The 8538-nt window shown below is 51.3% G+C and carries 7 protein-coding genes; 4 read left to right on the plus strand and 3 right to left on the minus strand.

Annotated elements, in window-relative coordinates; all coding sequences use genetic code 11:
• Positions 1 to 1225, minus strand: a 1225-nt coding sequence (gene murC / locus AC1HCM_RS05655; protein WP_479460797.1) for a UDP-N-acetylmuramate--L-alanine ligase, incomplete at its 3' end; no start/stop codon positions are given.
• Between the two features lie 45 nt (positions 1226 to 1270).
• On the opposite strand from murC, the gene AC1HCM_RS05660 reads away from it, so the two are divergent.
• Genes AC1HCM_RS05660 through AC1HCM_RS05675 form a run of 4 tightly spaced genes read left to right on the plus strand, consistent with a single transcriptional unit; the run spans position 1271 to position 6768 of the window.
• Positions 1271 to 3187, plus strand: a complete 1917-nt coding sequence (locus AC1HCM_RS05660; RefSeq protein ID WP_479460798.1) for a TonB-dependent receptor plug domain-containing protein — start codon at positions 1271 to 1273, stop codon at positions 3185 to 3187.
• Entirely contained in the window at positions 3187 to 3672 is a 486-nt protein-coding gene (locus tag AC1HCM_RS05665) for a hypothetical protein (RefSeq protein WP_479460799.1), read from the plus strand. Before AC1HCM_RS05660 ends, AC1HCM_RS05665 begins: the two co-directional genes overlap by 1 nt.
• Positions 3669 to 5549 carry an EAL domain-containing protein gene (locus tag AC1HCM_RS05670; protein ID WP_479460800.1) on the plus strand — a complete coding sequence of 627 codons (1881 nt, stop codon included), beginning with the start codon at positions 3669 to 3671 and terminating at the stop codon, positions 5547 to 5549. The genes AC1HCM_RS05665 and AC1HCM_RS05670 overlap by 4 nt, the downstream gene beginning before the upstream one ends.
• Positions 5550 to 5559: 10 nt before the next feature.
• Positions 5560 to 6768 carry a cation:proton antiporter gene (locus AC1HCM_RS05675; protein WP_479460801.1) on the plus strand — a complete coding sequence of 403 codons (1209 nt, stop codon included), beginning with the start codon at positions 5560 to 5562 and terminating at the stop codon, positions 6766 to 6768.
• Here AC1HCM_RS05675 and AC1HCM_RS05680 read toward each other — a convergent pair.
• Positions 6755 to 8095, minus strand: coding sequence for an ArsB/NhaD family transporter (locus tag AC1HCM_RS05680; RefSeq protein ID WP_479460802.1), 1341 nt, complete (start codon positions 8093 to 8095; stop codon positions 6755 to 6757). The two genes, AC1HCM_RS05675 and AC1HCM_RS05680, sit on opposite strands and share 14 nt — an antisense overlap.
• A 30-nt stretch (positions 8096 to 8125) precedes the next feature.
• A partial coding sequence (locus AC1HCM_RS05685; RefSeq protein ID WP_479460803.1) for a hypothetical protein occupies positions 8126 to 8538 on the minus strand: 413 nt, incomplete at its 5' end.

The raw sequence follows: 8538 nt of genomic DNA on the forward strand, positions 1-8538 counted from the left end.
CTCCACTCTTCCGGGCTAAGGGCTCTGCGCTCACACCGTAGAGGTTCCTTTCACCCGCAGGGTATATATCAAGCAGGAAAACGAGGTCTGGGAGTTTCAGAACCTTGATGAAGTCTTCAAAGAGGAGATGGGTTCTTGAGTAGCGGTGGGGTTGGAATACGAGGACGAGTCTCCTGCCGGGATACATCTCCCTCACAGCCTCAATGACCGCCTTCATTTCGGTAGGGTGGTGACCGTAGTCGTCGTAAACGGGCACATCTCCGTAGTAACCCTTGAGCTCCATCCTCCTCTCCGCATTCCTGAAGCTCTCAAGGGCTTCCTTGACCTTCTCAAAGGGAACTCCTATCTCAAGGGCTACACCCATAGCCGCAAGGGCATTGTAAACATTGTGTCTTCCGCCTATCCCCAGGTGGACCTCTCCGAGCCTTTTGCCTTTCCACACCACGCCGAAGGCGTACCTGCCCTCACGGAGCTTCAGGTCCACTCCCCTGAGCTCCAAGTCTTCCCCGGTGCCAAACCTTATGATGTTCTTCCTTAGATCCTTGGCTATTCCCCTTACCCTCCCATCGTCACCGTTCAGGACGGCAAAGCCGTAAAAGGGAACGGATTCAGCAAATCGCCTGAAGGAGCTAAGGAGCTCCTCAAAGTTGCCGTAGTAGTCCATATGCTCCCTGTCTATGTTTGTTATGACAGCAACGGCGGGAGAGAGCTTGAGAAAGGAGCCGTCGCTCTCGTCAGCCTCCGAGACGAGAAGGTCTCCCCTCCCGAGCTTTGCATTGCTACCGAGCCTTTGAAGTATCCCCCCTATTATGACCGTTGGGTCAAAGCCCGCCTCCTCAAGGATGTGGGCTGTCATGGAGGTTGTGGTCGTCTTGCCGTGGGAACCGCTCACCGCTATCCCTTCCTTGAGCTTGAAGAGCTCTGCCAGCATCTCCCCCCTCGGTATAGCTGGTATCCTCATCTCCTTAGCCTTGAGTATCTCGGGGTTGTCCTCCTTAACGGCGGAGGAGTAAACCACGACCTGCGTATCCTTGCCGATGTTTTCAGGGGAGTGCCCTATGAATATCTTTGCTCCCTTCTCTCTAAGCATACGGGTATTCTTGCTCTCCCTGACGTCCGAGCCCGAGACCTCATAGCCCATCTCCAAGAGTATCCGGGCTATCCCGCTCATACCTATCCCGCCTATCCCTACGAAGTGGAACCTCCTTATCCTCTCCCTCAGCATTCTGAGGTTTATTGTATAACTTTAATTAGGATACACGGAGGGGAGATGAGAAAACTGCTGGGCTTCACCCTTTTCAGCTTCCTTCTTTTTAGATTCTCCTTCTCTCAGCAGATAGAGGAGCTCTTCAAAGAGTACAGGGAGGCTTCGGAGCTTTACAGGAAGACGAGAAGGGAGAGCCTCGGTCATCTGATACTCTTCACGAGGGAGGACTTAGACAGAATGCAGGCTCACCGGCTCTCCGATGTTCTCAAGGCTGTTAAGTTCTTCACCCTCTCCAGCAACAGGTTCGGAATACTCACCCTCAATCATTACAGCGGGGTCTCCCCTATACCCAAGCACATAAGGCTTTACATAAACGACCACGAGGTCTCCTCACTGCATACAGGTTCACCCTTCCTAGTCTGGGAGAACTTTCCCCTTGATTCCGTTGACCACATAGAGATTTACTACGGTGTTGGAGCTATAGAGCTGGGCAACGACCCAGCTGTCCTAATAATCAAAGTTTACACCAAGGAGCCTGAGAAGGAGAACGCCAGCACCCTCAGGACGAGTGTCAGCTCCCGGAGGGGCTACGATGGCGTCTTTTACTCGGGAAGGGAGATAGGCTCGGGACTCTCCTACCTTTTTATGGTCTCGGCTGGTTATGACAACAGGGCTGAGCCTGTTTTAAACGGACAGAGGCTCTCAAGGGACGGGAGGTACAGGTTCGCCTTCTTTGGTCTTTACTCCGATAACGCATCCTTTGAGCTCGGCTACGGCTTCATGCGAAAGGACCCCTTCATGGGCTTTGCTCTTGACAACGTCGCCGAAAAGGGCTACACGCGGGCTGAAGACTTTTACACAGTCCTGACTGTAAGACCCGAAGGGGACCCTACGATAAAGCTCGTTCTGTCGGTTGACAACCACAGGAGGAAACACTACGAGAGGAGCGAAGGGGGGCTCTTCATACCCGTCTTTATGGACTACCTGAACCCCCTCAACAACCCGGTTAGCTTTTACGAGAACACCTTCTTCAACAAGGTGGAGTTGTATGCCTCCAAGGAGTTTGTGAGGGAGAGGAATAAGCTCCTTACGGCACTTTCTTACAAGCTCTACAGCTCTGACGTTGACAGCAGGTACTACGAGAAACTCGGAGGTGGAATTGAGAACGTTGGAAGCGTGGTTCCCTTTGACAGACAGGAGGTTTACTCCCTGATAATTGAAGACAAGTTCTCTCTGAATCCGAAGAACCTCCTTATCGGAGGTGTTAGACTTGACAAGTATTACAGGAACGGAGGCTTTAAGGACTTTGAGGAGTACATAGCGAGGCTAGGTTACATATCCCTATTGGGCAAGAACCTCACTCTCAAGGGCTTTGTCTCAAGGAGCTACATCCCTCCTTACTTCTACGATACAGAGATATCGGGAAGGGACCTTGATACGACTAAGATACCCTTCTCAGCCTCCGCAGAGGCTATCCTTAAATTGGGAAGCTCAAAGCTGAGTGCGGGGGGCGGTTACTTCAAGGTAAAGGACATGCTCGTGCCTGACAGCCAGGGAATACTCAGGAACTCTCCCAGTCCTATGGAGTTCAAAGCCTTCTTCCTTGACCTTGAGAGCCTCCTTTTTGAGAGGCACAAGCTACAGGCGGGCTACAGCTTCCTCCTTGACCCAGAACAGAAGCTCTCTCCTGCATCTGGGAGTTACTTCAGGCTACTCTCAACGCTTGGTAGCTTTGATACCTTTGCCGAGCTGGTTTACAGGGGAAGCTTCAGGTTTCGGAGCAAAAGGATAAGGGAGGGATACGACCTGAACGCCGGAGTGAGCTACCACCTGAGGGAGGGGCTCTCGGTAAAGCTCAAGGGTGAGAATCTCCTCAACGCAAGCTCCGAGACTCCTTACTACGTACCAGCGAGCTCACAGGTGGTAAGCTATCCCTACAGGGAGAGGACCCTTTATCTCACCGTGGAGTGGGTGTTCTGATGCGGAGATTTATTTCCCTCCTTCTCCTTGTGGCAACAGCCTTCGGAGAACAGCTCTTTGTCGTTTCTACAGGTCCTCAGGAGCTTGAAGCGAAGATACTTGAGAAGCTCTTTACCGACATCGTTGGCTCTGAGAGGGTTAGGGTCCTTATCCTCGGGGAGAAGAAGGAGTACTATGAGAAGAACCTCAGGAGGTATTCGGAAAGGGTTGTTATTGAGAGCTCCTGTGAAAGGGCTGAGATAGTGTTTGTTGCGGGAGACCTGAAGGAGCTTCCAAAGGACTGCGGGAAAAAGACCCTCTTCTCAACCAAGAGGGAGCACCTCTTTCGCTGGCACAACTGCGTTGGAGCCTTCTACTGGAAAAAGGGGAGACCGAACCTCCTCCTGATAGAGGAGAGGCTGAAGGAGAGGAATATAGAGCTGCCCAAGGAGTACAGGAGGTTCATAGAGCCTCAGAAGCGGGTCGGAACGGTGGGAAGGACATGAGCTTGGAGAGTGCGAGGATAGACAGACAGCTCGTGGGGCTCGTCGTCCTTGTGCTCATACTCTCAATTCCCATCTACATGGGTTCAAGCAGGGTTGAGGCGTACGTACATAAGAGGCTTATATCTGACGTTGTCTCAATAGTTGCAGGGACCTTCAACAACATTGAGAGAGGGTTAAAGGAAAAGGTGGGAGACCAGGACGTGGTTATAGCCCTCTTTCACAACGAAGCCCTGAGAAGAAAGGTTGAGAGGGAGCTTTCCCTCCTGGTAACACCCGAGATAAAGTACGTTTACATAGTTTACAGGGATGAGGAGGGAAAGTTCAGGTTCTTAGCGGACGGCTCAAGGGAAGACAGGGGTGAGCTCGGGGAGAAGCTTGATGTCCTCAGGGAGGATGTCTGGCTTGAGGCTATGAACACTGGCAAGGACAGGCTCATACTCTTTGAGAACCTAAATACCATAGGTGCGACCTACCTCAAGCCCATAGTTCAGAATGGAATCACGAGAGCCATGCTTGTGGCTGACTTTTCCATAGAGAAGATAGAGGAGATGAAGGGAGCTCTTGACCTCGTCCGGAAGGCAGCATCGCTCTCGGTAATATCGGCGATAGCCTTCCTCGGTGTAGCCCTCTATCAGTACCAGAGGAAGAGGTGGGTGGAGAGGAGAATCTTTGTTGACGAACTCACCGGTCTTTACACAAGGGAGTTTATAGAGAGCAGACCTCCAAACATAGGCGACTACTACATAGCACTCCTTGACATAGACGACTTCAGGAAGGTAAACATAACCTACGGTGAGGAGGTGGGAGATGCGGTTCTTAAGGAGCTTTCCTCATTCTTAAAAGGGAAGCTTCCGAACGGACTCATAGCGAGGTACTCGGGAGAGGAGTTTCTCCTCCTTATACCGAAGAGAGATTTTGGTGGAAAGTCGGAGGTGATAAGGTTCGCGGAGGAGCTGAGGGATGAGATAAAGAAGAGTCCCTTCCGTGTGGGTGAGGAGGTCGTCAGCTTAACAGTCTCTATCGGGATAAACCTCTCAACGGAGAAGAGCAGGTCGCTGGAGGATGCCGTCAAGGGTGCAGACCGAGCCCTTTACAGGGCTAAGAGGGAGGGAAAGGATAGGGTGGAGGCTTACGATGAGACTGTTGAGGAGCTAAAGAAGAGGCTCTCGGTCGGTGATGTCCGCTCCGCAATAGAGGGGGGAAGGGTGCTCTGCCTCTACCAGCCGATAGTGAACATGAAAACTCGGGAAATTTCCCACTACGAAGCCCTCGCGCGCATAAGAGACGAGACCGGCGGGCTCGTGGCTCCAGCCCAATTCCTTGAGGACATCAAGGGAACCTTCATATACACCCGCTTCACACGGGAGGTTATAAGGATAAACGCCGAGCTCTTGAGAAAGAGGGAAGACCTTGAGATAAGCATCAACCTGATTCCGACAGACCTTCTGGATGAAGCTATAGTGAGCGAGCTTGAGGGCTTGGAAAGGAACGTTAGAAGGAGGCTCCTCCTTGAGATAACGGAGGTTGAGGGCATTCCCTCCTTTGATAAGATGAGGTCCGCTATAGCCTTGCTCAGAAAGCTCGGCTACAGGATATGCATAGACGACTTCGGAGCCGGATACTCCAACCTCATCAACATAACCCAGCTTAGGATAGACTACCTGAAGATAGACGGGAGCATAGTGAGGGATATACCAACAAACAAGGTCTCCTATCTTCTGTCCAAGACGATAACCTCCTTCTGCAAGGAGGTTGGTATAAGGGTCATAGCCGAATACGTTGAAAACGAGGCTATCTACAGAAAGCTTCTTGAGATAGGGGTTGATTATGGACAGGGGTACTATTTCCAAAAACCCGTCGCTGTAGATAGTATATAATTCCATCACCATGGAGGCGGGAGGCACCGAGAACCTGCATCTTTTCTTCTTTCACCTCGCCATAATGCTCTTTTCCGCAAAACTCCTCGGCTACCTGTCGGCGAGGGTTGGGGTTCCTCCCGTCTTAGGTGAGGTCCTCGCCGGAGTCATCCTGGGCGTAAGCGTTCTCGGGATAATCCCCGTGAGCGATGCGATAAAGGTCCTTGCGGAGCTGGGTATAATACTGCTCCTCTTTCAGATAGGTCTTGAGGCTGACGTAAAGCTCCTTATAAGAGTAGGGGCGAGCTCCCTCCTCGTTGCCATCATAGGGGCTGTTCTTCCATTCCTTGGAGGTTTCCTCGCTGCCAAGTACATGTTCGGTCTCACGAATCTCTCCTCCCTCTTCATAGGGGGAGCCCTTACAGCTACGAGCATCGGTATAACGGTGAGGGTCCTTGAAGACCTCGGGAGGCACAAGGACAAGTTTGCCCAGATAGTACTCGGCGCCGCCGTAATTGACGACATAATAGGGGTTGTTCTCCTATCAGCCCTCTACGACTTCTCCCTTACCAAGAGTTTTGAGCCCAACACAACGCTCAAGCTCATGCTTCAGATAGCCCTCTTCTTCCTGATAGCACCTTTCTTAGCCAACATAGTTGCTAAGCTCTTCACCCTGGTAGTTAAGGAAGAGGAAGGAAGGGACATAGTTCCTCCCTTCATAGTCGGCTTGATGCTCCTCTTTGCCTATCTTGCCCATCTGCTTGGAAGCCCTTCAATACTCGGCTCCTTCACAACCGGCATAGCCTTATCGCGAAGGTTCTTCTTTCCCTTTGCAGCCTTTTTAAAGATTTCCGAGAAGGTAACCCACATGGTGGAGGAGAGCATAAACCCCCTCGTGTGGGTGGTGAGCCCCATATTCTTCGTTACCGTGGGTCTTTCCCTGAACTTGAAGGTGATAGACTTTACCTCACCCCAGTTCTGGTTCATGACCCTCTTCCTCACCTTCGTTGCTATCATAGGGAAGGTCGTCTCTGGTGTCTTTGCCCCTGTGAGTCTCAGAGACAGGGTGAATATCGGACTCTCAATGATGCCGAGGGGAGAGGTAGGTCTTATATTCGCTGAGTTCGGAAGGAACTTCGGCGTTCTTGACGAGGGGACCTACGCGGTCCTTATATTCGTTGTTGCCCTCACTACCCTCCTCGCACCTATTCTTCTCAAGCTCAACGTCAAACCCCGCTGAAGAAGAACAGGCTCAGAAGCGCCACAAGGGTTGATAAAACGGCGACAGGTGTTCCGTACTTCATGAAGGTCAGGAAGGATATGTGGTAGCCTTCCTTCTCCGCAAGGGCAGCGGCAACTATATTTGCAGAAGCCCCTATTATGGTGAAGTTACCACCCAGACAGGCACCGAGGGAGAGAGCCCACCAGAGGTTGTCAAAGTTTGAAGAGAAGGAGGAGCTCATGTTCTTGAGGACAAAAGCCATTGACATGGTGAAGGGTATGTTGTCAACAAAGCCCGAGATGATAGCGGAGGAGGCACCTATTACCCATATACCCTTCGCTATGTCCGTCCCCATCACCTCTATAAGCATCTTCGCTGCCTCAGTGAAAACCCCCGTATGTTCAAGGGAACCGACAACTATGAAGAGACCCACGAAGAAGAGAAGGGTAGTCCACTCTACCTTTTCAAGGACGTAAGCCGGAGACAAACCGGACCACATCATGAGCAAGGTGGAGGTGAAGAGGGCTATTATGCCCGGCTCTATATGCAGTGTATGCCCGAGTATGAAGAGGGCTATGGTGGCTACAAAGATGGTAACCCCCTTCCTCATAAGGTCTGGATAGACCTCCTCCTCCTGCAGGGACTCAAACTCCTTCAGGTCAACGCTCCCCTTCCTTGGCTGTAGTATCCCCTTGAAGTGAAGGTAGGCGGAGTTCACAATAAGCCCGACTATGAAGCCGAGTATCGCGTGGGGTGCAACGTGAATCAGGAAGTCGTTGAAGGACTTTTTGGCTATGCTCCCTATTATTATGTTCGGCGGGTCACCGATGAGGGTGGTAGTTCCCCCCGTGTTTGAGGCGAGAACGAGGGCGACCACATAGGGAACGGGTGGCAGATCAAGGACCTTAGTTATCCTTATTATTATCGGCGTCATGAAGAGTATGGTGGTCACGTTGTCCAGGAAGGCGGAGAAGACGGCGGTCAGGATTGTAAAGGTGAGAAGTATCTTGAGGGGATTTGTGCCCGTAACCTTGAGAGCCTTGACAGCCAGAAGATTGAAGAAACCGCTGTGGGCTAAGACGGTGACTATGTTCATCATGCCGAAGAGGAGGAATATCGTGTTGTAGTCTATTGAAGACCACGCCCCGTGGGGTGGTATGACCCCCAGAACCATAACGACCGAAGCCCCGAGGAGGGCTGCAACGGTCCTGTGGAAGTACTTCTCCAGGATTATCATCACGTAAACGAGGAAGAATATCCCGAGGGCGAGCTTCTGGAGTCCTTGAGGGGCTATCTCAATGTGCAGGGCTTTGAGCAGTCCGCTTACCTCATGAACTTCGGTCATTTTCTCTCCTCCTTGGTTGTATCATGCTGTTTACAGAAGTCCATACTTTTTGAGTATAGCTTCCAGGTCCTTATCGTTTTTAGCCTTTTCCCTAAGAGCGTTGAGAAGTTTTCTGAACTTATCGGGCTTTAGCTCCTTTTCCATTTCTTCAAAAGTCTCTTCCCTTGCCCTCCTCACTATCGTTCTCCTGTCCCACCAAGCGAAACCTATGACAGCTGCTACGAGGGCTATCTGACCTGCGAATACACCTACCATTATATTTACAAGCCTGCTGAGTTCGTTGTCTATCTGCTCAAACTTCTTGTTTACTTGCTCAAATCTCTTATCTACCTGCTCAATTCTTTTGTCCACCTGTTCAATTCTCTTGTCCGTTTCTCTCATAATGGCTTTCAGAGTAGCCTTTTTCTCTGCGATATCTCTGAGGAGTTGTCTTTCCTCTGCGG

Source organism: Hydrogenivirga sp. (assembly GCF_056450045.1).

What these genes read in the sequence shown, in the direction of transcription:
- AC1HCM_RS05660 (WP_479460798.1), top strand. Translation starts at nt 1,271, where the DNA reads ATGAGAAAACTGCTGGGCTTCACCCTTTTCAGCTTCCTTCTTTTTAGA.
- AC1HCM_RS05680 (WP_479460802.1), bottom strand. Translation starts at nt 8,095, where the DNA reads ATGACCGAAGTTCATGAGGTAAGCGGACTGCTCAAAGCCCTGCACATT.
- AC1HCM_RS05665 (WP_479460799.1), top strand. Translation starts at nt 3,187, where the DNA reads ATGCGGAGATTTATTTCCCTCCTTCTCCTTGTGGCAACAGCCTTCGGA.
- AC1HCM_RS05675 (WP_479460801.1), top strand. Translation starts at nt 5,560, where the DNA reads ATGGAGGCGGGAGGCACCGAGAACCTGCATCTTTTCTTCTTTCACCTC.
- AC1HCM_RS05670 (WP_479460800.1), top strand. Translation starts at nt 3,669, where the DNA reads ATGAGCTTGGAGAGTGCGAGGATAGACAGACAGCTCGTGGGGCTCGTC.